This is a genomic window from Alteromonas sp. V450 (assembly GCF_001885075.1).
Taxonomy (GTDB): domain Bacteria; phylum Pseudomonadota; class Gammaproteobacteria; order Enterobacterales; family Alteromonadaceae; genus Alteromonas.
Map to the genome: position 1 here is coordinate 489,751 of NZ_MODU01000004.1, position 26,242 is coordinate 515,992.

24 protein-coding genes are annotated in these 26,242 nt (G+C 41.4%); 16 read left to right on the forward strand and 8 right to left on the reverse strand.

Features of this window, described 5'->3' with window-relative positions; genetic code table 11:
* Window positions 1–3 precede the first annotated feature (3 nt).
* The 4 genes from pta (at window position 4) to BK026_RS02175 (ending at window position 4,793) form a co-directional block, all read left to right on the forward strand.
* The gene (gene pta, locus BK026_RS02160) at window positions 4–2,142 is read left to right on the forward strand and encodes a phosphate acetyltransferase (RefSeq protein WP_071814340.1); all 2,139 of its coding nucleotides are present in this window, start codon (window positions 4–6) and stop codon (window positions 2,140–2,142) included.
* A 102-nt stretch (window positions 2,143–2,244) separates the two neighbouring features.
* Window positions 2,245–2,868 carry a hypothetical protein gene (locus BK026_RS02165; protein WP_071814341.1) on the forward strand — a complete coding sequence of 208 codons (624 nt, stop codon included), beginning with the start codon at window positions 2,245–2,247 and terminating at the stop codon, window positions 2,866–2,868.
* A gap of 106 nt (window positions 2,869–2,974) precedes the next feature.
* Entirely contained in the window at window positions 2,975–3,427 is a 453-nt protein-coding gene (locus BK026_RS02170; protein WP_071814342.1) for a DUF3592 domain-containing protein, read from the forward strand.
* A 193-nt stretch (window positions 3,428–3,620) separates the two neighbouring features.
* A complete protein-coding gene (locus BK026_RS02175) occupies window positions 3,621–4,793 on the forward strand; it encodes a GGDEF domain-containing protein (protein ID WP_071814343.1) in 1,173 nt (390 codons plus the stop codon).
* Between the two features lie 53 nt (window positions 4,794–4,846).
* Here BK026_RS02175 and lnt read toward each other — a convergent pair whose 3' ends face one another.
* The 3 genes from lnt to BK026_RS02190 all read right to left on the reverse strand — a co-directional run bounded on the left by lnt (window position 4,847) and on the right by BK026_RS02190 (window position 8,887).
* Complete coding sequence (gene lnt, locus BK026_RS02180; RefSeq protein ID WP_071814344.1) at window positions 4,847–6,370, reverse strand: apolipoprotein N-acyltransferase; 1,524 nt, start codon at window positions 6,368–6,370, stop codon at window positions 4,847–4,849.
* Between the two features lie 83 nt (window positions 6,371–6,453).
* Complete coding sequence (corC, locus tag BK026_RS02185; RefSeq protein WP_071817448.1) at window positions 6,454–7,311, reverse strand: CNNM family magnesium/cobalt transport protein CorC; 858 nt, start codon at window positions 7,309–7,311, stop codon at window positions 6,454–6,456.
* Between the two features lie 163 nt (window positions 7,312–7,474).
* Window positions 7,475–8,887, reverse strand: a complete 1,413-nt coding sequence (locus BK026_RS02190) for an undecaprenyl-phosphate glucose phosphotransferase (RefSeq protein ID WP_071814345.1) — start codon at window positions 8,885–8,887, stop codon at window positions 7,475–7,477.
* Between the two features lie 230 nt (window positions 8,888–9,117).
* Between BK026_RS02190 and BK026_RS02195 the strand changes: the two genes are divergently transcribed.
* From BK026_RS02195 to BK026_RS02215, 5 genes are read left to right on the forward strand one after another with little or no spacing between them, the layout of a single operon-like run.
* Entirely contained in the window at window positions 9,118–10,305 is a 1,188-nt protein-coding gene (locus BK026_RS02195; RefSeq protein ID WP_083574974.1) for an outer membrane beta-barrel protein, read from the forward strand.
* Between the two features lie 10 nt (window positions 10,306–10,315).
* Complete coding sequence (locus BK026_RS02200; RefSeq protein ID WP_177247868.1) at window positions 10,316–10,849, forward strand: polysaccharide biosynthesis/export family protein; 534 nt, start codon at window positions 10,316–10,318, stop codon at window positions 10,847–10,849.
* Window positions 10,850–10,865: 16 nt separating this feature from the next.
* Complete coding sequence (locus BK026_RS02205) at window positions 10,866–13,094, forward strand: polysaccharide biosynthesis tyrosine autokinase (protein ID WP_071814347.1); 2,229 nt, start codon at window positions 10,866–10,868, stop codon at window positions 13,092–13,094.
* Between the two features lie 26 nt (window positions 13,095–13,120).
* Window positions 13,121–13,855: a tyrosine-protein phosphatase gene (locus tag BK026_RS02210; protein WP_071814348.1), complete on the forward strand. Its 735-nt coding sequence runs from the start codon at window positions 13,121–13,123 to the stop codon at window positions 13,853–13,855.
* Window positions 13,856–13,877: 22 nt separating this feature from the next.
* Window positions 13,878–14,543 (forward strand): VpsP family polysaccharide biosynthesis protein, encoded by a 666-nt coding sequence (locus tag BK026_RS02215; protein ID WP_256253924.1) that lies wholly within the window; start codon window positions 13,878–13,880, stop codon window positions 14,541–14,543.
* Window positions 14,544–14,722: 179 nt separating this feature from the next.
* Here BK026_RS02215 and BK026_RS02220 read toward each other — a convergent pair whose 3' ends face one another.
* The 4 genes from BK026_RS02220 to BK026_RS02235 form a co-directional block, all read right to left on the reverse strand.
* Complete coding sequence (locus BK026_RS02220; protein ID WP_071814350.1) at window positions 14,723–16,105, reverse strand: O-antigen ligase; 1,383 nt, start codon at window positions 16,103–16,105, stop codon at window positions 14,723–14,725.
* A gap of 112 nt (window positions 16,106–16,217) precedes the next feature.
* The gene (locus BK026_RS19595; protein WP_177247869.1) at window positions 16,218–16,706 is read right to left on the reverse strand and encodes a hypothetical protein; all 489 of its coding nucleotides are present in this window, start codon (window positions 16,704–16,706) and stop codon (window positions 16,218–16,220) included.
* 150 nt (window positions 16,707–16,856) lie between these two features.
* Window positions 16,857–18,788 carry an EAL domain-containing protein gene (locus BK026_RS02230; RefSeq protein ID WP_071814352.1) on the reverse strand — a complete coding sequence of 644 codons (1,932 nt, stop codon included), beginning with the start codon at window positions 18,786–18,788 and terminating at the stop codon, window positions 16,857–16,859.
* 17 nt (window positions 18,789–18,805) lie between these two features.
* Window positions 18,806–19,438 carry a transglutaminase-like cysteine peptidase gene (locus tag BK026_RS02235; protein ID WP_071814353.1) on the reverse strand — a complete coding sequence of 211 codons (633 nt, stop codon included), beginning with the start codon at window positions 19,436–19,438 and terminating at the stop codon, window positions 18,806–18,808.
* 69 nt (window positions 19,439–19,507) lie between these two features.
* Here BK026_RS02235 and BK026_RS02240 point away from each other — a divergent pair, with 69 nt between their 5' ends.
* Genes BK026_RS02240 through BK026_RS02270 form a run of 7 tightly spaced genes read left to right on the forward strand, consistent with a single transcriptional unit; the run spans window position 19,508 to window position 25,705 of the window.
* Entirely contained in the window at window positions 19,508–20,425 is a 918-nt protein-coding gene (locus tag BK026_RS02240; RefSeq protein WP_071814354.1) for a sulfotransferase, read from the forward strand.
* A complete protein-coding gene (locus BK026_RS02245; RefSeq protein WP_071814355.1) occupies window positions 20,412–21,677 on the forward strand; it encodes a hypothetical protein in 1,266 nt (421 codons plus the stop codon). Before BK026_RS02240 ends, BK026_RS02245 begins: the two co-directional genes overlap by 14 nt.
* Window positions 21,664–22,560 (forward strand): sulfotransferase domain-containing protein, encoded by an 897-nt coding sequence (locus tag BK026_RS02250; RefSeq protein WP_071814356.1) that lies wholly within the window; start codon window positions 21,664–21,666, stop codon window positions 22,558–22,560. Before BK026_RS02245 ends, BK026_RS02250 begins: the two co-directional genes overlap by 14 nt.
* Complete coding sequence (locus tag BK026_RS02255; protein WP_071814357.1) at window positions 22,544–23,620, forward strand: glycosyltransferase family 4 protein; 1,077 nt, start codon at window positions 22,544–22,546, stop codon at window positions 23,618–23,620. Before BK026_RS02250 ends, BK026_RS02255 begins: the two co-directional genes overlap by 17 nt.
* Window positions 23,613–24,059, forward strand: a complete 447-nt coding sequence (locus BK026_RS02260) for a hypothetical protein (RefSeq protein ID WP_071814358.1) — start codon at window positions 23,613–23,615, stop codon at window positions 24,057–24,059. Before BK026_RS02255 ends, BK026_RS02260 begins: the two co-directional genes overlap by 8 nt.
* Complete coding sequence (locus tag BK026_RS02265; RefSeq protein ID WP_071814359.1) at window positions 24,056–24,541, forward strand: glycosyltransferase; 486 nt, start codon at window positions 24,056–24,058, stop codon at window positions 24,539–24,541. Before BK026_RS02260 ends, BK026_RS02265 begins: the two co-directional genes overlap by 4 nt.
* Window positions 24,542–24,544: 3 nt before the next feature.
* Window positions 24,545–25,705 carry a lipopolysaccharide biosynthesis protein gene (locus BK026_RS02270; RefSeq protein WP_071814360.1) on the forward strand — a complete coding sequence of 387 codons (1,161 nt, stop codon included), beginning with the start codon at window positions 24,545–24,547 and terminating at the stop codon, window positions 25,703–25,705.
* 10 nt (window positions 25,706–25,715) lie between these two features.
* Here BK026_RS02270 and BK026_RS02275 read toward each other — a convergent pair whose 3' ends face one another.
* Complete coding sequence (locus BK026_RS02275) at window positions 25,716–26,147, reverse strand: serine O-acetyltransferase (RefSeq protein ID WP_083574976.1); 432 nt, start codon at window positions 26,145–26,147, stop codon at window positions 25,716–25,718.
* Window positions 26,148–26,242 lie beyond the last annotated feature (95 nt).

Below are 26,242 nucleotides of genomic sequence, written 5' to 3' on the forward strand. Positions count from 1 at the left end.
ACTATGTCTCGCAAAATAATGTTGATCCCAGTGGGCACCAGTGTGGGCTTAACTACGGTCAGCATGGGCCTTGTCCGCGCAATAGAAGAACAGGGTATCAAGCTTAATTTCTTTAAGCCCGTGGCGCAGCCGCGCAAAGGTGACAACGGAGAAGAGCGTTCAACAGCAATTATTTCACATCATGCTAGCGTTTCCCCTATTACGCCATTCGACCTTGATTACGTAGAGCGAATGATAAGTAACGATAACACTGATGAGCTATTAGAAGAAATTATTGAACGCTTTGAAGAAAACAGTGAGCGGGAAGCAGTAACCGTTATTGAAGGTTTGGTAACAACGCGTCATCACCCCTATGCTGAGCGCCTGAACTTAGAAATTAGTCGTGCTCTTGACGCTGATATTGTATTTGTTGCTGTTCCTGGGAACGACACTGTCACTGACATCAACCACCGCCTCGAAATTGTGGTAGACACATACGGTGGCCATAAAAGTCGAAAAGTTGTTGGTTGCATCTTCAACAAAGTCAATGCTCCGTTTGACGAACACGGAAGATTGCGTGCTGACATTGGTGCGATAGAAGCCCCTGAACATGACGAAGAGAGAACTCAGGCGCTACGAGCGCTGCCAATTTTCAAAAAGGGCTTAAGCCTTCTTGGCACGCTAGACTGGAGCGCAGATCTTGTTTCTCCTCGTGCTACGGATGTCGCTAAACATTTAAACGCAACGTTGCTGAATGAAGGTGAGTTGGCCGAGAGAAGGTTAAGCAGTGTAACGTTTTGTGCTCGTGAAATTCAAAACATGACGCATACGTTGAAGCCGGGTGCATTGCTGGTTATGTCTGGTGACAGAGGCGACGTATTTGTGTCGTGCTGTTTAGCCGCGCTGAACGGTACAAAGCTCGGCGCACTGTTACTTACGGGCGGCTATCGACCTGATGAAAATATCATGGCACTTTGCGAACAGGCCATGGAAACGGGCTTACCTGTTATGCTGGTGAATTCAAATACCTGGCAAACTGCACAATCGCTGCATGCCTTCAATCAAGAGGTGCCGGTTGACGATAGTCAGCGTATTGAAAAAGTTATGGTGCATGCGGCTGAAAGTTTAGATGCAAACTGGGTCACATCGTTAACCGAGAAGGTGTCGCGCCAGAGAAAGCTATCGCCTTCGGCGTTTCGCTTTTACCTTACCAACCGTGCCCGACAGGTTAACAAGCGTATTGTACTACCTGAAGGTAATGAGCCTCGCACCGTTGTAGCGGCATCTATTTGCGCCAAACGAGGGTTAGCAAGGCCAGTATTGATAGGGGATGAAACAGAGATCCGTCGTGTGGCCGAGCAGCAAGGGGTTGTTTTAAGCGAAGGCGTGGAAATACTGTCGCCAAGCGAAATTAAAGACGATTACGTAGAAGGGCTAGTCGCACTCCGCGGGCACAAGGGCGTAACGGAGGTCGTCGCTAAGGAATTGCTAGAAGACAACGTTACTTTGGGCACCATGATGTTGCAGCAAGATCATGTTGATGGGTTGGTCTCTGGGGCAGTTAACACTACAGCGAATACCATAAGGCCAGCGCTTCAGTTAATTAAAACTGCTGAAAATGCATCATTGGTGTCGTCGGTATTCTTTATGCTGCTGCCTGACCAAGTATTGGTTTACGGAGACTGCGCAATTAATCCCGACCCGAATGCACAACAGCTGGCCGACATTGCTATTCAGTCAGCCACGTCAGCTCAAATGTTTGGTATAGAGCCACGTGTCGCCATGATCAGCTACAGCACAGGAACATCAGGAGCAGGAAGCGACGTTGAAAAAGTGCGTGAGGCCACAAAAATAGCGCAAAAACTTCGCCCTGATTTACTCATAGACGGGCCGCTTCAATATGATGCTGCGGCGATAGAGAGCGTGGGTAAGAGCAAAGCGCCTAACAGCCCGGTAGCGGGTAGGGCAAATGTATTTGTATTTCCAGACCTGAATACCGGTAATACCACTTACAAAGCGGTACAACGCAGTTTTGACCTTGTGTGCATTGGCCCTATGCTTCAGGGAATGAGAAAACCAGTAAACGATTTGAGTCGCGGTGCACTGGTAGATGATATTGTCTTTACCATCGCACTAACAGCAATACAGGCCGCGGGTAATTAAATCTTCGTCGGTACTTATGTTTAATGTAAACTCAAGGGCGCCCTGTAACGGCGCTCTTGTTTTAATGTTAACTGGATGCTTTTCGAATTTAGGTGTTTACAGATGGACGTTGATAAAAATAAATATAAAGTATGGAAGCTGCCAAACTGGCTGCTGGTGCATTGGATAATCAATCCAGGCTTAGCGTTTAACGAACTCGTTCTTGGCCAGCGCATACCTAAAGTCTCGCTGATTGATAAACAAAGTGATGCCCCCCTAATGGAAAGGCAGTATGTGCCTTGCCCGCACTGCAATACTATTCACAACGGCTTGCTATGGTCGAAAAAAAACGCCTTTGGGAATTGGTTTGGGTATGTTTGCCCGAGTTGTCATAACATCATTCCTTGTTTGTGGAATATCACAAGCATTTTGTTGCTTACCATAACATTTCCAATATGGGGGTGGTTTAAAACTTCGCTCAAAAATAAGTGGTTAAGGAATAGAATCGAACGGCTGCAAGACGTTTCTGGCAATGAACTCCCAACCGCGCAGAAAACGTCGTGGCTAAAAATGGGGCTGCTTTACGCGGCTTTCATGTTCTGCGTAATGGCATTACCCGACATTATAAGAGGGAAGGCAACCTATACCGATATTGGTATTCAAGTAATTATTTGGTTAGTTGCTGGTTTACTTTTTGGTGGCCTAATGCAATTAATCTTAGGGCAAAGCAAGAGTAAAAACGAATAATGTTGTTTAATAAAGAACAGCATACTAAACGGCTCAAAAGGCAAAGTATGGCTTGGTCGATTCTGTCTTCACGGCCCCTGATTAATTAGCTTATTTTTTTAAGATAATGGTTAAGTATAAAAAGCTCTATACCGCATGCTTGTTCCTCAATTTGTTTCTTCTACCTCTATCTACTTATGGGATGTTGGTAGGTATAGCGTCTTATTTTTTTACTGAAACTGAAGGGGTAGTGTTGTCGTCTGACAGAGTTAAAGTGAGGACTGGAAATAGCTATGTTGATGAAGCACAAATAGCGTTCACTTACAGCGTTGACGATACTCAGTATGTTTCAGATATCGTTTCACTCAATTCGAGGCTCCAATTTAAAAACAGAACGTTTAGCGTGGAAAAGCTACAGAAATACGGGACTGGCAAGAAGGTGAAAATTTTTTACCCGGCTGTTTATCCAAGTTATGGAGTATTAGAAAAAGGTGTTAAGCCAAGCACCCTTTTGATGTTCTTTATTTCGCTACTATTACTATTTGCCGGGAGAACATTTAAAAGCAAATTAAGTGTCTAGAGCATTCTGGTCGATTCAATTTAGAAAATACCTCTATTATCACAAAGCCTAACTGCCTATTTTTTCGTAAATTTCTGCAATTAATGTATATAAAAAAATACTTATTGGTCTGCTGTTATACCTTTCGCATTACGTAAATTTCGAATTTAACGTCATTATTAGTAATACTTTTGTCTAATGTTGCAAGCAAAAAATGACAAGTTCCGTTCTAGTTGTATTGCTACTTTCGCTTGCTATTAATGCAGTGGTAGGTGGGTATTTTCGCATATTGGCGAAAAATCAATACGAACCTGTTGCGTTCAATTTTTGGGCTGCATCGTGTTCTGTGTATTGCCTAGGGCTACTCGGCAGCGCACTTGCTACGTCGATACCCAGTATAAGTGCTCTTGGTACATTTTCTGGGCTTCTTTATTTAACAGCAAGCTATTTGCTACTTCATGGCTTTCTTAGCTTTAATATTCAATGTGTACATTCAACCGTTAAGCACACGGCAAACCGCGTTTTTGTGTTCGCAATTCTTCTCATACTTGGGCTGTCATGGAACCATGAATTGGTTGACGTGGCTACTTCGTTGTTTATTGCGTTAATGTTTTTATTTTCTTTTCAAAGCTTTCAATCTCAGCAGTGGAAAACGATAAAGGGCATTTCCGTCCTTTTACGCGGCATACTGTTTATTCATTTTATTATTATGATGGCACGAGCAGGGCTTACCGCTGGTGCAACCTACTATGGTTTAGCATCTAATTTACAGGTTTTAATAACGTTAACTGTTGGTCTTCACGTGCTGCTTTGCGTTGCAACGTCTGCACTTCTTCCATTTATTATCCTATCTAAAGAAAAAGGCGAATGGGAAGCAATGGCAAACTTCGACGAGCTAACGGGCGTGTTCGGACGTCGCGCTTTTATTCGCAAAGTATTGAAAAGGTTAAAGTCTAAAAGCAGAAGGCCTTTCACTTTACTCGTCATTGATATCGATTTTTTTAAAGCCATTAACGACAACTATGGTCACCCTGAAGGCGATAAAGTATTAAAAAGCGTGGCACAGTGTCTGCAAGAACAGCTGCGCGAGGGTGACATCGTGGGGCGATTAGGCGGAGAGGAGTTTGGAGTTATTATTTCACATCAGCAAACTCATCATGCCTACGCTATCGCCGATAGACTTCGCGAATCAGTGGCATCGCTATCGATCTACAGTGGCTCACAGCCTATTAAGGTAACCATTAGCATTGGTATGTCTTCTTCAAAAAACGTGGAAGATACGTGGAATACGTTGTTTTATCGGGCAGATATGGAGTTGTACAAAGCGAAAAAAACAGGGAGAAACAAGGTGTCGCCAGAGATCATGGCAGAAGCAACACTGGTATAGCGAACAAAAAGGCAAAACATAAAAAAACACTGCCAAACGGCAGCGTTTTAGTTTTATTCACTGTCCAAATTATTCGCGCGTCGACTTTTCAAAACTACTGCCGCAGCCAGAAGCATAATAACAATTATCCATACCCCTAAATCTTGTAGGTGATAGTACGGCGTAAACCCGGTTGTGGCCATTACCGGGGCGGTTATGCTTGCCGCTTCGAATTGTGGTAGCGCCGAAATAACTTCACCTTTGTGATCAATAAAAGCTGTTATGCCGTTGTTGGTTGCGCGCAATACCGGCTTTCCTAGCTCAAGCGCACGCATCTGGGCAATTTGTAAATGTTGAGCAGGGCCGTGTGAACGCCCAAACCAGGCGTCGTTGCTAACGGTAATTATCATGTCGGTGTGGCCATAAACGTTTGCCAACACTTGCCGTGGAAAGGCAATTTCAAAACAAATTGCAGGGGCTAAATGTATGCCGTTAGCTTCTAAATTGGGCTGCTGAAAGTCACCACGAGAAAATGACGACATAGGTAAATCAAACAAGGGAGCGAGCGGGCGTAGCCAGTCTTCGAAGGGCACAAACTCGCCTACGGGTAGAAGGTGATGTTTAGAAAATCGATTATTGTGGAAGTACTGATAATCGGGGTATGCCGCATCTGTTTTACGCTTTCCGAGAACAATCAAGTTGTTCCATGCTTCGTCTGTTTCCCAGTTGTAGTTAACAATACCGGTTATGAGAGCTGAACCCTCGTTAAAAGCACGTTCGTTTACCCGCGCTAAATAGCCTTGTGCTAGTGGTTCTAATTTTGGAACAGCAGCCTCGGGCCACACAATTAAGTCGTTATCCCACAAGCTTTCTGTTAACCCCCAGTACGTTTGCATTGTGGGCTCATCTTGCTCTGGCACCCATCGCAGGCTTTGCGCGATATTTCCCTGAACCATACCCACCGAATAGGCCTGCTTAGGTTGCACCCACGTGTGCTGCTTGAGTATGTAACCACTAACAAACATACAGAGTGTGACTAACGCAGCATTGGCAAATGTACGCTTACTATTCACTATGGCAAAAAGCGCTGCGCTAATTATCAAAAGTGCTGTAATGCCAGTTTCTCCGATAATTGGCGCAAATCCAGACAAGGGGCTGTCAATCTGGCTGTAGCCCAATGACAACCAAGGGAAACCAGATAGCATCCAGCTGCGTAACCATTCGGCCACTACCCAAAAAAATGGAAGTGCCATTGGCCACAAGTTGATATTGAAATATTTGACGGTTAATTTTGTTGCAAGCGCCGGGTATAAAGCTAAGTAACCGCAAAGTAATGCCATGAGTGCTATTGAAGCAATGAGCGGCATGCCGCCGTAGTCAGCAATACTTACATGCACCCAGCTTACACCTGCACCAAACCAACCGGCACCGAACAGCCATCCGGCTAGAAATGGTTTATGCCGCAATTTTATTATTTGGCGGAATGCCAATGCGAGCACCGGTATTGTAATTAGCCACATATTAAACGGGGCAAATGCGAGCGTTAAGCTTGCGCCGCTTAAAATTAGAAGAAGGTAAGGGGTGTACCGTTTCAGCATAGGGTTAGTCTGATAAGGGTTAACGTGTTATGCCTAACGAGGTGCTATGCGTGCACCTCGTTAGGCGAGGTTTTGTTTATTCATTACTCTAAAGAGGGAACAGACACTTTGAGTTGAATTAAGCGGCGTTTATCGGAGTTTGTTACCTTAAACTGAATATCGCCGATGCTGATTTCATCGTTTGTTTCAGGCATATGACCAAATGCCTTAAGCACTATGCCGCCTATTGTGTCGGCTTCTTCTTCACTGAATTTTGTTTCGAAAAATTCGTTAAAGTCGTCAACTGGTGTTAGCGCTTTTACTGAGTAAGTTGACTTGTTCAGTGGTCGAATATCATCGGTACCGTCATCCTCGGTATCGTATTCATCTTCTATCTCGCCAACAATTAACTCAAGAATATCTTCAATGGTAACCAAACCAGATACGCCACCGTATTCGTCAACGACAATGGCCATATGGTAACGCTGTTGACGGAATTCTTTTAGCAGCACGTCAACGCGCTTGCTTTCCGGTACAATAACCGCTGGGCGAAGAATATCGCGAAGGTTAAACTCCTTTTCCGCATTAAACGCGAAGGCAAGAAGATCTTTAGCAAGTAAGATACCCTCGATATGGTCTTTGTCTTCACTAATTACGGGAAAGCGGGAGTGCGCTGATTCAAGCATGACAGGTAAAAACTCTTCTACCTTTTGCTCAACGTCTATGGTGGTCATTTGAGCGCGAGGGATCATGATATCCCTTACTCGCAGTTCATTTACCCCTATTACCCCTTCAATCATTTCGCGGGTTTGCGGGTCAATTATTTCATTCTGTTCGGCATCGGTAATTACCGATACTAACTCTTCTTTACTTCTCGGCTCGCCAGAAATCGAATTTTTTAGTTTATCTAACCAACTCTTGCCTGATGAGCCGTTGGTAGAGTGAGGGTTGTCGTCGCTCATAATGTCCATTTTGTAGTTAATACACTCGCAAAGGTAAATCGCTCTGCGAGCAAGGTCAACAGTTTGTTGAATCGAATTTTAATGTTGTTTTAAATGCGGCGCGTATTAACGCGGCATTACTTTTATTTATAGAACAATCGTAAACTTGCCCCAAAAGGATTGTTCAATACGCGTTTTGGTCTTTAAAGACCAATATTGCGGTTTTAAAGATAATTTTCAAATCTAGCCAAATAGACCAGTTATGCATGTAGTCAAGGTCGTATTCTACGCGCTTTTTCATTTTATCTACGGTTTCTGTTTCGCCGCGAAACCCGTTCACTTGTGCCCAACCGGTGATACCTGGTTTTACTTTGTGACGAAGCATGTAGCCCGAGATGATTTTTCGGTACTGTTCGTTGTGTGCAATAGCGTGAGGCCTTGGGCCAACAATAGACATTCTGCCTTGTAAAACGTTGATAAATTGGGGCAGCTCGTCAAGCGATGTTTTTCTAAGTACAGCGCCCACTTTGGTTATGCGCTGATCATTTTTCTGCGCTTGCTTTACTTCTTCGCCATTATCAAGGGTTGTCATAGTTCGGAATTTATAAACAGAAATCGGCTTGCCGTCCAAGCCATAGCGTTTCTGTTTAAAAATAATGGGGCCTTTAGAGCTAAGCTTAACTAAAACAGCGATAAGCGCCATTGGAACGATGGCGATTGTCGTAAGTATTAACCCTAGAATAAAGTCTTCTACTCTTTTTGTTACTTCGCTTGCGCCACTGAAAGGTGTGTCGTACACGCTTAAGGCCTGCAATGAGCCAATGCTATGCCACTTTGAATTAATAAGGTTATATACAAAGAAGTTGGGTACCATATAAACACTAGCAGTGGTATCGGAACAAAGCGCTAAAATGTCTCGTATTCTATCTTCGGCACACATGGGTAATGCCAAGTAGATGTAATCTATTTCGTTTTTCTTTGCTAATTCAATGGCATCAGAAATAGACCCTTTCAAGTCGCTATGGGTTGCGTTCGGCAGTCTTGACGGTGCTCTGTCGTCAAATATCCCTTTAAAGCGTATGCCAAGCTCTTCATGAGACTTTATCTGTAATGCAAGTTGTTCACCGGTTTCGGTTGCACCAATAACGATGGCTTGTCTTGAGTTGAACCCTTTTTTTCTTATTTCAAATAAGAAAAGCCTTGTGACAAGTCGCCACAGAGATAGGGCTACTAAGGAGGTGACAAACCAGCCTATTACCGTGCTGCTCTTATTCGAAATTCCCTCTGTTAGCAAGTAATCCAAAACAATTGTTGCGGTACAGGATATCGCCCAGCATATGGCTGCTTGTTTAACAATACGCATTGTTGGCGCACCCCGCCAAGAGCGATATAGGGTAAAAGCTTCTGACGTGAGTTGAAATACAGCGCAAAACGCTAAAAGAAGCAGAACCGATTCACTTGAAATTGCCAGTTCTGTCACAAAAAAACTGACATACCATGTTGCGGCGATAAAAAAGAGGTCAGAGAGACGATAAAGTGTTGAAAAGCTGCTCTGATTTCGTACTAAAAAACCGCCGTTACTGCTGGAGGAAGTCACGTTAAATCTCTGATCAATAGTGTTTTAAGATGGATGATATAGATAGCCTAGCAGCAAATAAATGTAAAATATCGCTGCGTTGTATTCGAAATATAGCATGTTTCATATTTTTACCTAAATACTTTGATGGTCAATGCGTGATTTTTTCTTTACTATTCCATTAGGTACATAATAACGATAACACTAAAAATATCGTGACGTTAGTTTTGTGATTGTAAAGGAAGATTGTGGTGTATAAAAAATATTCAACAATAGCCACCGGGCTTTTGATTAGCCTGTCGAGTTTTGCGCAAACCCCAGCGAGCGTAGACATGGGAGGATTTGACTTATTTCCTTCCTTTAATGCAACGTTTGGCCATGATGACAACCTTTTGCGTTCAGAAGACAGCGAAGTGGAAAGCTGGATGTCAGTGCTTTCTCCAGAATTTATTTTAGTGAATTCGTATGGACTTAATGAATTCCAATTTGGATACCGATTAGAACGCGGTGACTATTATTCTAGTCAAGCCGATGACTACACCGACCATTTGTTAAACGCCTCAGCTAATTTAGAATTTGACGTGCGTAATCGTTTAGAAATTCTAGCTATTTACATGGACGATCACGACGAGCGAGGCACTAACTTTACCATTGGAAGAGGCGATTCAATAGAAACGCCAGACCAGTTCAAGCAATCTCGTATTGAAGCAACATATAGCTACGGCGCGCCGTCTGCTACGGGGCGTCTAGACCTAAAAGCGGGCTACAGTTCGGTGGATTACGACATTAATACTGATCTCTATCGAACGCGAGATAGAAAAACTAACACCTTGGCGGGTACGTTTTTTTACAACATTTTTCCGGCTACTGATTTGACGCTAGATGTTATATTTAACGATATAGACTACGACTTTGCGATTGACCCTACGGCTCCATTAGACAGTGAAGAAGTAAGAACGCTGGTGGGTGTAGAATGGGATACAACGGCGAAAACATCTGGTTACGTGAAAATTGGTCACCGCAAGAAAGAGTTTGACGATGGAGACAGGGCAGACTTTAGCGGGCTAGATTGGTTGATTGGCGTGACATGGAACCCACGTACCTATTCAACGCTAGACTTTACCACCTTTACTACAACCAACGAGACGAATGGTGAAGGTGACTTTATAGATAGACAAACTTTTCAGTTAACATGGGATCACAAGTGGCAAGATAGAGTGTCGACCTCGTTTGAAGCCGTTTATTCGGAAGACGAATATACTGGGGCGAACTCTACACGTGTTGATGACAATACCACCATTAGCTTTCGCGTTAATTACACTGCGCGCCGTTACCTTACGTTTAACGCAGGCTATACGTTTGATCAACGCGACAGCAACCAAAGTGTAATTGATTTTAGTCGAAATGTCGTTAGCGTAGGGCTAACGGTAACACTGTAGTATTTTAAATATGTTGAGAGCGATATCTGCACTTTTATTTTATGTGATAGCGTCTTTTCCGCTGTTTGCTCAGTCGGTTCAGTTTAACCAGTACACATTGGGGTCGGGAGACACGGTAAAAATTACCGTGTATGGTCAAGATGACCTTTCTCTTGAAACGCGCCTTAATGATGTAGGCGTTATCAACTACCCTTATCTTGGCGAGATAACGGTAATTGGCATGACGGTAGGAGGGCTAGAAACCTATATTTACGAAGGATTAAAAGGGGATTATTTGATTAATCCTTCGGTCTCAGTAAGCATAGTTGAATATCGCCCTTTCTTTATTAATGGCGAGGTTAAAAACCCTGGGGGATATGCTTTTCAGCCAGGGCTGACCATTGATAAAGCTGCAGCACTTGCCGGAGGCTATACAGAGCGTGCGTCAAAAACTAAGATTTTTGTAGACAGAATAGTTAATGGTGAACAGCAAACGCTCAGCGCAGATAGGTACATGCAAGTACTCCCAGGCGACATCATCAACATAGAACAAAGCTTCTTCTAATAAGTACTGGATTAATATGCTTTCCGAGAAAAATGACTTTCGTGCAGCGTCGCATGACGATGCTGACGAGGATATTATCGACCTGTCGCATTATTTTCGCGTTATTAACCAAAGTAAATGGCGCATTTTAAGCCTAGCGCTAATTGTTACGTTCTTAGTTGCGCTTATTGTGCTTTCACTTACGCCGGTTTACAAAGCAACTTCGTCTTTGTTAATAGAGTCAGAAGAAACTAATATCGTTTCTATAGAGCAAGTTTACGGATTAGACGCGTCGAAAAAAGAGTACTTTGAAACTCAATACGAAATATTGAAGTCGAGGTATATCGCCGAAAAGGTGGTGAACAAACTCGCGTTAGACTCGCATCCTGTTTTTATTGAAAAGCTTGAAGAGAGTAATACATCAGCATTTGATGGTATAAAATCTACCGTTAAATCGTTACTTACATTTCTACCACAGAAAGCGCGAGAGCCCTTGAGTGAAGATGAGCAGGCACAGTTGCGTAAAGAGCTGCTTATAACGCTGTTTTCTGAAAACTTAACGATATCGCCAGTACCTAATACACAGGTGGTTAAAATAGCGTACACCAGCGAGTCTCCAAGACTGGCGGCTGAAGTAGCGAATGCCGTTGCTGAAGTTTACATAGAAAGTTATCTCGAAGCGAAATTCGATATGACAAGTAAAGCAACGTCTTGGCTGAACGATAGTTTAGCAGGGCTGAGAAATAAGCTAGAAGTCTCAGAAAAAAAGTTAGCTGAGTTTTATCAGCGAGAGCAGCTAGTTAACCTGGACGGCGTAGTAGGGCTTGCATCGGAAGAGCTTCAGGGTTTAAGCGAGCAGTTGCTTCAAGCTGAAAATCGTTTAAAGCAAAGCGAAATAATCTTCGAACAAGTTCAAAACTTTAATGGCGACCCAACTGAGCTTGCATCGATGCCAGCGGTGCAAAACCACCCGTCTATTCAAAATGTTAAAGAAGCCGAACTCAAAGCGCAGAGCAATGTATCTGAGTTAAGTAAAGTGTATGGCCCGAAACACCTTAAAATGATTTCAGCACAAGCGGAATTGGCTTCAGTTAAACAGACATTAGACAACCAAGTTGCTTCACTAATTTCGGGGATTACGAGTGAGTACAGGCAAGCCCAGTCTCAGGTAAATCGATTACGTGTAGCAGTTGCATCAGCAAAGGATGAATACAGAAAGCTGACTACATTAGAGTCGAAGCGCAGAGTGCTGCAGCGAGAAGTGGACACAAACCAGCAGCTTTACGATTCATTCTTTACTCGATTACAGGAAACAAGCGAGGTGGAAGGTTTTGAAAGCGCAAATGCACGAGTGCTTGACCGTGCGACGCTTCCTGTTGAGCCTTTCAAGCCGAAGAAAAGTTTGATCCTGATTGCGACATTGGTAATGAGTGCTGGATTTGGTGTGTTTATCGCGTTAGTGCTAGATTTTTTAAATAGCGGTATACGCTCGGTTGAAGATGTTGAACGTAAATTAGGGCAACGCATGATGGGATTAATTCCTTGGCAGCCCCATAGAAAGAAAGATGACCTTCCGCTGCGGGAGTTCTTTGATACATCTAATCATGTTTTCAGTGAGGCTATACGAACGCTTCGAACCAGTATTCAGCTGTTGGATTTAACCGGTGATAAAAAAGTGGTTATGGTGACATCGAGTGTACCTAAAGAAGGGAAAACCACTGTGTCGATTAATTTGGCGTTTGCTATGGGGCAAATTGGCAAAACACTGCTTATTGATACCGACTTGCGCAAGCCAGCGATAGCAAAGCGTTTTGGTATGCCAGGGTTTCAGCCAGGTATAGCTAATCTTGTTGCAGGAACGCATTCTTTAGATGAGTGTTTGTGTAACGATGTTGCTTCGAATATTGACGTAATTACTGCGGGTTCTGCTACACCGAACCCTCAAGAGCTACTAATGAGCGATAACTTTAAAAAGGTTATTAGTGATTTGGCAGAGCAATACGAACATATCATTATAGATACAGCGCCTATACAAGCGGTGAGCGACGCCATTATTGTTAGTGAAAGTGCTGACATGTTATTCCATGTTGTTAAAGCTGATGCAACAAACGAGAAAATTGTATCTAGCGGCCTAGAGCGGTTCATGCGGGTAGGTAAGCGTATAGACGGTGTTATTCTTAACCAGGTAGATGTTAAAAAAGCAGGCAATGGTTATGCATATACGGGGTATTACGATAAATATGGCTATGGTAGTGAAACCAATTAGTACGCCTGAAAACGTTGAGTGCTGTTGTGATTGATTTACACTGCCACCTACTTCCCGGCATTGATGACGGGGCGAAGACAATAGAAGATTCGGTTGAACTTGCGCGTGCAGCAAGTAATTCGGGAATAACGCACATTGTTTGCACGCCACATATTCACGAAGGCTACTTTGACAACGACATAGAAACCATAAAACAAGCACACGACGTGTTTGTTGCGGCACTCAAGAAAGAAAACATCCCGTTAAAAAGTTACTATGCCGCTGAAGTGCGTATTAGCCCGACAATATTAAAGCTTGTTTCTAGCGAGCGGTTACCATTTTTGGGTTATATTGATGATAAACCGGTGCTGTTGCTAGAGCTTCCGCACAGCCATATCCCGCCAGGAACCGAGCAAGTTATCAATTGGCTTAAAGCTCAGGAGATCACTGTGATGATTGCGCATCCAGAGCGCAATAGAGATATTCTAGCCAATTACAATAAAGCCGCGTGGCTTCGAGGCAAGGGCGTACTCTTTCAACTTACGGCTGGTTCAATAACTGGGACATTTGGCACCAAAGTTCAAGCATGCGTGCAACGTTTGTTAGACGACGGGTTTGCCGATGTCATTGCTACAGACGCACACAATATACATAAGCGCCCACCTGAGCTTCATAAAGCGTTTGAAATTGTGCATCAGCAGTTTGGCGAGGCCATGGCTAATAAGCTTTGTAAAGACATGCCGATGAAAATTGCAGGTTGCTGGTTTGAACAATCAAAATAGAGCTCAAAATGGGCTGTTAGTTTTGCTGTTTGTCATTTTGACGTATTGCGGATATCACTCTGTGAGTGCCTTTGTCGCAAACCTAAATTTTTACGCAGCAAAAAACGTTATTGAGCCGTTACAATCTGGAGAAAGTACGGTAGAAACTGCAGAACTCTCAGCAGCGAAATCCGCCGCAGAAGCAGCGATAGCCTTACACAGTGGTTTAGCGCTTTATACCGACATGCTTAGCACAGTGAAACAGTGGCAGGCGCTAAAGTCAGATAACCGTGATGCTGCATTGAAATTGCTTGATGAAGCAGAGTTACTTAATCTTACCTCGTTAGAAACAAGACCCTCCTGGCCTGTTACCTGGGCTAACTTAGTGTATATAAAATGGGAAAAGGGAGAGTTTGATGACGACTTTCTTCGCTACCTTAACAATGCAACACACTATGGACCTAATACGCCGGAAGTGCATCAGGTTATTGCTGCCTTAGGTGTATATCTTTACCGCAATGATATACGCATGTTTTTGAGCAATAAAGACGTGTTAAAAACACATATTATCAAAGGTATTATTCACCCAAAAACGCGGCGTACTGTGCTTAATACTGTGAAGGCTGCTGGTGTACAGCAACTTGTTTGTTCATGGTCACAAGGTCGTTTTTCGGCGGCCAGAAAGCCGTTGTCCTGCGACAAAAGCTAAAGCGTGTTGGTTGTTTCTGCCCAATAAGTTCAGCTTAACGCGTTATGGCCTTTGTTTCGCCTCATCAATTCAGGTTATAAAACCACATTTTGCTCGCCTCAATAAAAGCGTATTTATTTCGAATAAAATTCGTAAAGCAAAAAGCAGCACGCTCTAATAAATTGATTGCAAATACAGATTTATCTAAGCCGCTTGTTAGACACCACAAAGCCTATGGCTAAAATAACAATGAAATAGGTTGCATTAGCAGGGGCCTGAAGAGGGAAGTCTACCGAGATATGTATAGCCATGCCTACTATACCCATAAGAGCGCCAAACGCGGCCCCTCTGGCAATGCTGCTTCTTCTGTTCTTAAGTACTTTCACACATTGCCACAATGCGATTAACGGTAAGCTAAAAATTACAAGGGTTGCGGGAATGCCAAGCTCTATAGCGAATTGTAAGTAATCATTATGAGCGTGATCATAAAATGCATACACCTCGTCACCGGTGTGCTGCGGAAACGCGGTATAATAAGTGCCTAGCCCCGACCCGGTTAGCGCAAAATCTTGCAGAAGGGGAATTGAATCTATTACTACCTCATCACGGGTTTCGGTAGACAGGCTAGTTTGCTCAATCCTATCTTTTACTTTATCTAGGCCAAACCACGCACTTAATATAAACATATCGATAATAAACATGCTGATAATAAGCAAGGTAAGCCCCTTAGTGCGCTTTTTAATTAGAAAAAGGCTTAACAGGCCCACAACCGTCATCGACAAGAAAAAAGCCGTGTTGCCCATTCTGGAGCGAGACATAACTAAAGCGATTACCATAATAGCCAAGGCAATTCGCACAAAAGCTTTTCCATTTAAAAACATACTTAAAAAATTGCGAAGCTTTTGATGACCACCGCCAGTTGGTTTGCTAGTTAACAATGTGCTTACCAAATAACCCACACCTACGCTAAGGCAAAGCATTAAAAAATTGGCGAAATGATTTTTATAAACAAAAGTGCCCGTAGCATTTTGCTTTACAGGTAACTGGAATATCCAACTTGTTTCTGCACCGAACAAAATTTCTAGTGCGCCATACATGGCTTGAAAAAGACCCGCGAAAATAATCAGCAGCATAAGTAGTTTTATCTTTTTCAATTCATCACAAAGTAATAGCGTGGTTAGAAATACACAAAAATACGCGACAGATTTATAAAGCGATATAGAGGTTTGTGGCGCATCTATAGATATTGGTGCCGTACTAACACCTGCCGTAAGGTACATATTTGCAGATTCTGGGCTAAGCAAAGACAGTAGCGCGCTAGGTAGGGGAATAGTTTGTACAACGACATAAAATAAAAAGCCGGTAAATAGGGCTATTGGCAGCTTGTAAACGGACAAACGCGGAAATAACGTTTGACGGTATTTATACGCTGCAAAAGCAAATAGCGCATAGCTGGCTAATTCAAATATGCTCCACGCCCACGGACGGTTGCTTCCAAGCGGTATCGGCAGCCAGGCTAACAGGGCTAAAAGGCAATAGAAAAGCGTTTTATTTTTATGTATTTGTTTATCGCTGAACTTCATTTTTTAATAGGGTAGGTTATTACACTAGTAATGATTAGTTTTACTCGCAATAACAAAAAAGGCCTCGTAAGAGACCTTAATCGTATGGGTAATTCGCAACTAGAATTACATTTTAGTTGTTAGAGGCTACGACGCCACCGCCGCCACTACCGCCAGAACCTGAGCCAACCCCAACGGGGCCTGACGAACCTGGGCCTGCGGCCGTTTCTGTAGCGTTAGCTTCTCTGTCTTCTTCATCAAAGTCAACTAACTGTGGAGAGAACGCGTCTACAAGGTTTTCACCCATCTCTGTGGTAACGCCATCTTGTGTTGAAGTGATTAATGCAGAATCTATCGTATCAGTTCCGTCTACTACCGTAGACAAAAAGAGCACCCGCGCAGTATCTGGTAACGCTGCCAGCGCTTTCTTTTGAGCATCGCTAAGCGTGGTATCTTCTTCAGAAAGCAACTGTTCGATAGCAAGCTCGATAGAGCCGGCGCTTTGTGCGACAGCCACTAGTTTAGCTTCTACGCTGTTTTTGTCTGCTGATTCTTCCTGAGCATTCGCAAAAAGCGAAACGCTTAGTAATAAAGCGGCAACCAATTTGATGTAATTGCGCATATAAACTCCGTAAAACACGATATTTGCTTGCACCCTGAAAAAGACCAACGCGCAAGACATGTCATATCGACGATAATAGCACTTTATAAAATGTTTATATAGTTTATTTTGTGCCCATTTTTAACTTTGTTATATCGTTGTTTTTATTCACTAACAAAGCCACGCGCATGGCCTGCATACGGCATATCCTTGCTGGTGATCAACAAATAGTTCCTTAAGCGTGTTTGCTTCGCTTTCGTCCTCAACGAGCTCTGCAATTACCGCTATGTTTAAGCCGTGAGCAATGTTTACGAGTGAACGCACAAAAAATTGATTATCTTCAGTTTTATGGATATTTCTCGTAAAGCTTCCATCAAGTTTAATGTAATGAGGGCGTAGTTTCTGTAGGTGGCTAAATGCAGCTATACTAGAACCAACGCGCTCGATAGTTAATTTAGTATTGAGCTTTCTCAGCTTATCGGCAAGGTAGTGAACATTGTCTGCTGCATTCTGAACACTTATTTCCTGAATTTCGATTACTACGTGTTTAGCTTGCTGTGGGTGCTGTTCTAATACTGATATCACTTTGTCGATATACACTCGCTCTGCAAGCGTTAACGGAGATAAATTGACGGCAACGGTTTCATTTGGCGTTTGCGTAAGTAACGTAATAATTTTCTTAAGAATAATAGTATCGAGCGCTCCCGCATAATGAAGGTGCTCCGATTCCGCTATGAGTTCTGACATTGGAAGATAGTTGTCATCATCCGGCGCCTTAAATCTTGCAAAACACTCGTAGTACACTGTGGTGCTGTCAAAATTCTTTACAGGTTGGCGCACTATATCGACGGCATTATCTCTGATAATACGATCGAAATGTGCTCGCCATTCGCTTTGAGTAATATTGGCCTTTAAATGGCTTGCTAATTGCCAACGTTTGGGCGTTTGCTTCGCGGTTGTTAACGCTGCATCAGCGTTTTCTAAAAGCTGCTTTTTATTCGACAATTCATTGAATTTGGCTGCACCTACATGGGCAAACCCATTAGTGTAGATAGGTAGCGTTTGCGCTGTAAATTCGTCAGACAATTCATTGAGAAATTTACAGCATCGTTCTTCATTAATATTTTCAAGTAATATAACGAAGTCGCCGCCACGAACTCTATACGTTTCGGCAGATACTTCACTTCCCTTTGTTTTAAGAATATGGGCGAGTGTATTGATATATATATCAGCGGTTTGAGCACCTTCAGACTCGTTAACGTGGCCAAGGCTAGACAGTCTTATGATGACAAGGTAGCCCGTTGGCATCATTTCTTTGTTTGCAAACAATCTAGCAAGCTTATTATCTAAGGCAAGTTTATTACCAAGTTTAGTTAGCGTATCTTGATACGCGCTTTGATAATAGCTTTGCGCTTGAGCGGTAAGTTCACTGTGCTGTTTGTTTAGAATGGCGGCCATTTTGTTAATCGCCCGCACCATTAAGTTAAGTTCTTTGGTATTCGGAATGTCTTTAATTTCGGAGAAGTCTCTGGCACTAATTCGCTCAGATGCAGTAACCACTGCCGTTACCGGGTTTAAGATAGCGCGTAAAACCACGTAAAGCAGGGCGCTCCCTATAATGAAAAGTAGCAGCGTTAGCGTGAATGTACTTTCTGCGTTCTCCCAAAGCTGTTGGTACCCTTTACCAGGATGTGACGTTACTTCAAGCGTTCCAGCCATGTTCCAGCCAGAATTAATTTCTGTTTCGCTGGTAGGCGGATTAAGCGGAAACATATCTCTGAACCAATTCGGCACGCCTTCGGGTGTTGGAGGGTTTTGTTTAGATAAAACAACGTTACCGTCTGTGCTAAGCAGGGTAATGCTTTGGTAATAACCGCTATCAAAAATAGCATTCACCATAGTTTCGACAATAGGCAATGAATTTTCGTCTGCCACATAGGGAGAAATAGAAAGGCCAAGTGATGTTGCGGTATCTTGTGAGTGGGATGACAGTTGGCTTTCTATGTAGTCTCTGGTGCTATTAACATTTATGTAAATGGTGCCAACAAACACGAGTAGTAAAACGAATAAAAAACCTAAACTAAATTGTTTTGTGAGTGACATTGTTATACCTATTATTCTTAGAATTCGCGTTCTATTCTGCTTGTTAAATCGTCCCACATCTTGTGACGAGAATTGCCCAATTTTGTTCCACGGCCTTCTGCTTTTGCCTTGTACAAGCCTTCACCATTAAAGCTGTATACCGGCCTCAAGTCAGGCCGTTTGTTTGCAGGGAGGATCCGCGGATTTATATTATCAAGAATTAATGGAATTGCGTTTGGCTCAGGATAGTATGCTAAAACCATATGGGCCTGATTTTGACGAAGCGCCGTAACAAACATCATGCGCATTTTACTGTCAGGAATTCCCAATGCCCGTAAGCTGAAGTATTTTGCAATAACGTAATCTTCGCAGTCGCCGCCGTTGGTGCCTAGCATTTCGACGGGTGTTGCCCAATAGTCTGATTGGCCCCAATGTTCTTTGTCTGTATAATATGGGATTTCGTTAAAGAAGTTGTTGATTTCGTAGAGCTGATCGTCGATTGGTTCATAGTTTGTGGAGGCAAGCAACATCTCAAGCGATGTTGCTCTGTTAAATGCTTTAACTCCGTATTCTATTCGAACGAAGTTCATCAATTTTTCGTTGATAAGTAGTGCGCTTTGCGACGCATTAACAAATAAAAGCACAAAAATCGAACTAAGTATTCTAAACATCCAGACTTCTAAAACGGTTTATATTTTTCTGAAGTGGAAGTAAAGTAACACGTATAAAAAGATAAAAAAATGCAAACTGAAATTTTCAAAAAAAGTAAAAGGCCAAATGCTTTTATCGTTGGTGCTGCGAAGTCCGGTACAACCTCGCTTTCGGAATATTTGAAATTATATAGCGACGTTTTTGTACCTGAATACAAGGAACCTTTCTTTTTTATTGACGGCTTCGGTGTTCGTGATATCAAAGAATACCAAGAGGTGTTTTCTGGGCACAATGATGAGAAGGTCATTGTTGATGCAAGTACTGGTTATCTTTTTGACAAGAGCGTTCCCCAAAAAATTCTCGAATTTAACAGTGACGCTAAAGTCATTATTCTCTTGAGAAATCCGATAGACGTTACATTTTCGTATTGGAAATATAAGCGAGTAAATGGTCATGAAAGACTACCTTTTCGAGACGCCATATCACCCGCGGTCCAAAAATTTAGACGAACTACGAATTTCTATAAGACGGTTACAGATTGGCCTCCTAGCTACTGGTATGCGGCAAGAGCAATGTATTACGGACAGGTAGCTGAATACATGCGGCTTTTTGGTGAAGAAAAAGTAAAAGTCTACATATTTGAGGATTTTATCAAAAGTGATTTTCTCAAGCAGGATTTGTTATCGTTCTTAGGCGTAGCGTATGACCCCAGTATAAGATTTTTAAATGAGAATGCTTCTGGCGATGTATCAAGGTTTTTTCATTTTTTGCGTTATTCGCGGGTACTTCGTGGGGTCAAGTCTGTTAGCAAAAAGTTCGTTTCAAAGGAGAAGCAAATTAAAATAAGAAAGTGGATGATCAAAAAATCCACAAAAAGAAAGAGTTCGCATGTTCTTTCAGTAACAGATAGAAACCATCTGAAGGATATATTTATTAAGGATGTGAAAAAACTTGAATCGTTATTGGGTCGTCCAATTAATTGGAAAGATTTCAATGAAACTTCGTAAAATCCCGTATATCACATGGCTTTTTTACTTTAATGTAGCATTAGAGCTGATTAAGACATTGTTTCCAAAAGATCATGTTGTATTCACAGGGAAAGTTAGTTTGATTAGTATTTTTTTTTTCTGCTATTTAGTTTTATTCACTAATCGCTGGCGCATAGTTTCATTCAAATATTATCGTGCGCCTTTCATATTCTTCGGCCTTTTTTTGCTGAGTGCCATATTATCATCTTTAAACCAATCGATTTTGTTAGTCTTGGGACAGTTGCTTTTGCATCTAAAGCTCCCATTATTACTCTTCGCTTGTTACCAATACAAATTTCCATCGTTTACACTGAAAAACATAGAAAGTGGACTAGTAGTATTTTTGGGAGCAAATCTAGTTACCTGTATTTACTCGGTTTTATCTCCTGCTAGTTATCAGGGAGTCTTTGAAGGTGCGTTCGTCGGCACTGTTGTTCAAGGTACCCAATTCTCTCGAGCAAGTGGGCTTTTTTATCATCCCGGACCGATGGGGGTTTTTGTTTGCTTTACAGCGGTCATATTTTTCTGTCGTTGGCTTTATGACAAAAAATACATGTATGCTTTAGGTTTCTTGTTTTCTAGTGCTGCTTTGCTATTGTCAGGGCAACGTTTGGAGCTTTCAGCTTTGGTTTTTATATTAATTTCAGCATGGTTTTTGAAGAGGAGCCCGAAGCTACTAATCACCAAATACTATTTCATAGGTTTGATAGCTTTTTCGTTTTTCAGCTTTACCCTCATATTCATTGAAGGCGATTTACTAAGTGGTTCTGCGATGGAAAACAACGTGCGCGTTATTCTGTATCAGTCGTCTATCACTCTCGCCAATTACAACTTTCCATTTGGTAACGGCTTAGGAAGTTTCGGGAGTAGTATGTCGCTCGGCAACCCAAATGCTGCGTATAATCAATTAGGTTTTGGTGCTTATTGGTGGTTCTCAGCTGGAAAATCCTATTTAACTGATACCTATTGGGCTATGATAATTGGCGAATCTGGGTATATAGGATTCTTTTTCAATTTATTATTTATCTTTTCTTTGCTATTTCAGCGATATTTGAGGGTTAGGTTCAGCCCAAAGCCAGAAAATCTGATAAGTGTTATGTTATTAATATTGACATTGCCGATAAGTATAAATGCACCAGTCTATACCGGGTCTGTTATTCCGCTCCTTTTAGTAGCGATGTATACAGGAAGACATTTTAAAAGTAAGAGCATGTTTAATGAAGTTAAATGAAAATGAGCCAAGGTCATTTCTTATTATAGGGGGGACTGAGAAGGCTGGTACGTCATCTTTATTTCAGTATTTTTCCGCAAGTGACCAAATAATCCCTTCAAAGGTTAAGGAGACTGATTACTTCCGTAATCCAGTCGTTGATATAAATGGATATCTTAAGAATTTCGAACGTCGTTCGGGAAAATACTACATGGAGGCTTCACCAGCCTACCTTGGTTTGGCAAGAAAAGTGGGAAAAAAAATAAAGGATACTGTTGGTCCTGAGAATGTTCATTTTGTCTTTATTCTTCGAGACCCTGTCGATAGAGTTAAGTCAAGTTTTTGCTTTCACAAAAGCAAATATTATATTCCCAAAAGTCTGAGTTTCGAAGATTATATAAAGATGTGCTTATCTTACTCCAGCGGCGAATTATCTTTAAATGAAACACCGTTTGACAATGATTGGTTTTTGAAAGTGCTAGATGCTGGCAAGTATTCTAAACATGTCAATTATTATCGGCGCCTTTTTCCGAATGTAACACTGGTAGACTTTGCGAATTTTAAGCGCTCGCCAAAAGATACTGTTAAAATGATATGTGATTTGATTGATATTGACTCGAGGCGTTACGACAATTTTAACTTTCACGTAACAAATAAAACAACGCAACCAAAGTTTGAGCACTTTCATAGAGCGGCGATGAAGTTGAACTCTAATTTTGAAAAGTTTTTCCTGAGAAACCCCAATTTGAAGAGGTTATTGGTTAACTTCTATTTTCTTCTAAATAAAGATGATACAAGCATAGACACTCAGCTATCTAAGGAAACTTATGAACTCTTGAAATCTTATTATACTGAAGATTACGTTTTTCTGAAAAAGGAGTTTGGTAGTGCACAACAAAGTTAAAGGCTTGATCGTAACGATTTCAACTTCTGAAAAAGGCGGCATACGAAGCGTTGTAGAAAATTACTATGAAGCTGGTTTGTTCGATTCTTATGAATCACGCTGGATAAAGTCACACTCTAATTCAAAGGCTTTAATAAAGATTGTTCGTTTTCTGTACGTGCTTTTTTTTGTCCTGTTCTACAGCGTAAGACGAAACACTGTGTTTCATATGCACATGTCTATGAATGGAAGCTTTTATCGCAAGTTTATTTATACAAACATCGCTAAATTTTTGGGCTCGAAGGTCATATTGCATTTACATGGTTCTGAGTTTAAAACGTTTTATCTAGAAAGTGGAAAATTCACCAAATACCTCATAAAAAAACTGTTTACTCAAGTTTGTGTTGTGATCGCACTATCGAATACTTGGCGTGACTTTATAAATCGCGTTGCTCCTTTGGCTAGAGTTGAAGTAATAAATAACTTCTGTATGCCGGTTGAAAATAAGATGTTTTCTAAAACAGAAAGCGTTGTGAAATTTGTTTTCTTGGGAGCAGTGATTCACAGAAAAGGGATTTTCGACCTAATCGAAGCCTTCGCAATGTTTAAGAGTGAATATCGTAATCATAACGTAAAGTTAATAGTGTGTGGAGACGGTCTCTTAACTGAAGCTGTTTTCTTAGCTAAAGAGTTAGGACTTGAAGAAGAGATCGAGTTTTTAGGGTGGATAGACCGTGACAAAAAGACTCAAGTTTTAAACGATGCGAGTGCAATTGTTCTTCCATCTTACAACGAAGGTCTCCCTATGGTTATTGTCGAAGCGCTTAGTTTGGGTAAACCAGTAATAACCACTCCGGTTGGAGGGATCGGTGAGATTATTATTGATAATGAAAATGGTTTTTTAGTAGAACCAGGAAACATATTACAGATTCGACAAAAGCTAAGGGAAATCTTAAACGGAAAGAACACGCTTAATGTTAAGGTATCGGCAAATGCTGCAGCGACATATAAAGCGAAGTTTTCGCCTGGCAAAATTGTACCGAAAGTTGATGCGCTTTATAAGGAGCTACTAAATGGGTAAAAAACTTTTGGCAGTTGCATCAGCTGGTGGTCACCTCGTTCAATTACTCCGGCTAGCGCCAGCTTTTGGCTCCGAATTTCTCTTGGTCTCTACCTCACTGTGCCCTCCTAAGACAATAGATAAAAGTCGCTATCTTTACGTAGAGGACTGCAACGCAGACGAATATCTTAAGGTCGTCAAGTGCTTCGTGAGCTGTTTGAAAATCGTACTTAAACACAAGCCGAAAATAGTAATTACAACAGGTGCCGCACCAGGTTTACTAATTTTAATTGCAGCAAAACTTGTCGGTGCTAAATGTATTTGGTTTGACAGTATTGCTAATACAGAGGAATTATCACTCGGGGGGAAAGTGGCAAAGTATTTTACGAAAGACTGTTTCTCCCAATGGGAGCACGTTGCTAAAGCCGAGAACGTACGATTTATTGGAAGTGTTTTGTGATTTTTCTTACAACCGGCACACAACTACCCTTTGACAGGCTTGTGTATTGGATGGACCATTTTTGTAAAGAAAACCCGGAAGTTAAATGTTTTGGGCAGATAGGAAATTCTAACTACGTTCCTAATCATTTTCGCTGGGTTGAGAACTTAGACTTTTTCGAGTTTGATAGAGCCTTTGAGAAAGCGGAATTAGTAGTAGCTCACGCAGGCATGGGAACAATTTTAACTAGCCTTTGTGAAGGGAAAAATCTTCTAGTAGTTCCAAGGAAGTCGACATTACGTGAGCACAGAAACAATCATCAAGAGGGGACTGCTAAAAAGTTTTCCGTTTTCGAAAATTGCGCTAAAGCTGAAACTTACCAAGAATTTTCTAAGTATATAGCAGCTTTCTTGAATGCCAAATCTTCGCAAAAAACTGAATTACTACCTAAATTTGCACCAGCCTCTACTCTAAACGCACTCGCCGAAATATTGAAAAGTTAGCTTATGAAAGGAGGACTAGTAAGCTTATCTCTCACAGCTATCCAATCTGCTATTCAGTTTTTGACAATAGTAGTGATAGCCAAATATTTTACAGCAGAATTGCTTGGGGTATATACATTCATTAATACTTTATTATTAGTGACAGGAATTGTTTGCTCATTTGGTATGAGGCAGTCATACCTTTTGAATAAGGATACCTATCGTCTCAAAACTTACTTATATGCACGACTTCTTTTAAGTTTTCCTTACTGTGCTTTCGCCCTTATATATTACTGCTTTGTATTTGACAGTGTTACGCTTCTTTATGTAAGTATATTTTTCTATCGGCTTGTTACATTCTTCACAGAGATTCTATGGTCACACTTTATCTCTTGCCATTCGTATAAGAAGCTTATGCTCTCACAAGGTGTGAAAAGTACGTTGTGCTTTCTTGTTTTTTTGTATTCAGCGCACTCTGGCATGAGTATAGAACGTTGCTTTTTTTATCAAGTTCTCACAGTCGCTTTTTTATTCGTAATATTTGATTCTAAAGTGATGTATTTGAGCATTGCTGGTACTCACTCCAAACTTAGTGAGGTTAAAGCATGCATTATTAATTCTGCTCCGTATTTTGTTGGCCAGAGTTCTATAGCTTTTCAAAATAACAGCCCTAGGCTTATATTGGGATTCTTAAGCTCTAGTACCGCTCTAGGCTTGTTTTCGGTTGCGCATCAACTGTATAACGTCATATTTTTTGCTTTTTCCTCAATGTTAAATTTTTATCTCAAGAAACGAGTGGGTCGAAAAAGTATATTGCTGCCAACCTTTATCGTGTTTCTTTTTTGTCTGGCATTAAATATTGTTTGGTGGTTATTTGGGCGAGAGTTTTTAAAAATGTTTCTATCTGAGGAATATCTCGTCATATTTTATCCCACACAATTTATTTTTGGATTTCTTTTTTTTAAATTATGTGGGTACTTGATATATTGGCGAATGCTTAGTCAGGGATTCATATTCAAAGTAGTTTCTCACCAAGTTATCTTAGCTGCTTGTACAAGTCTTATTGCTGTGATTTTTATCTATGTTATCCCTAAAAGTGGTGTTTATTTTTCAATAGTAGTTAGTTTTGTTTTTTATTTCTTTTATATGCTTTTCCTCGATCGAAAAATTAATACTCAAAAATAAAGGTAGGTTATCAATCTCTTTTCGTTATATCTTTTGCGGGAACGCCTGCAAAAGTTGCTCCATCTGGAATGTTAGAAGTTACTACTGAGTTAGCACCTACAGTAACTGAGTTTCCAATTGTGACAGGCCCCAATATTTTTGCGCCAGTAGCTATGTAACAATTATTACCAATTATTGGTGCACCCGGCTGGTTTTTCCCTTTTCCTCCTATAGTCACAGATGTGCCAATGACGGTATTGCGGCCTATGATAGCATTTTTATGAATTACAACTGACATTCCCCTGTGTGAACAAAAGCTTCCTTCACCGATTTTGGCAGAAGCTGGCACAGAGCAATTAAATAGAAAATAATTTAGCATTTCAAACAAGGCATTGAGCTTAAATCGTCTTACAATTTTTTTTGAATACAGGCGGTGGAGCGTAAAAGCATTAATATACATCATCAAAAATTCTCACAATTACTACGTTAGTAAATTCTCGAAGCAGTATACTAACTGAAAACGTTTAATAAAAAAAAGATGAAACTTATTACAAAAGG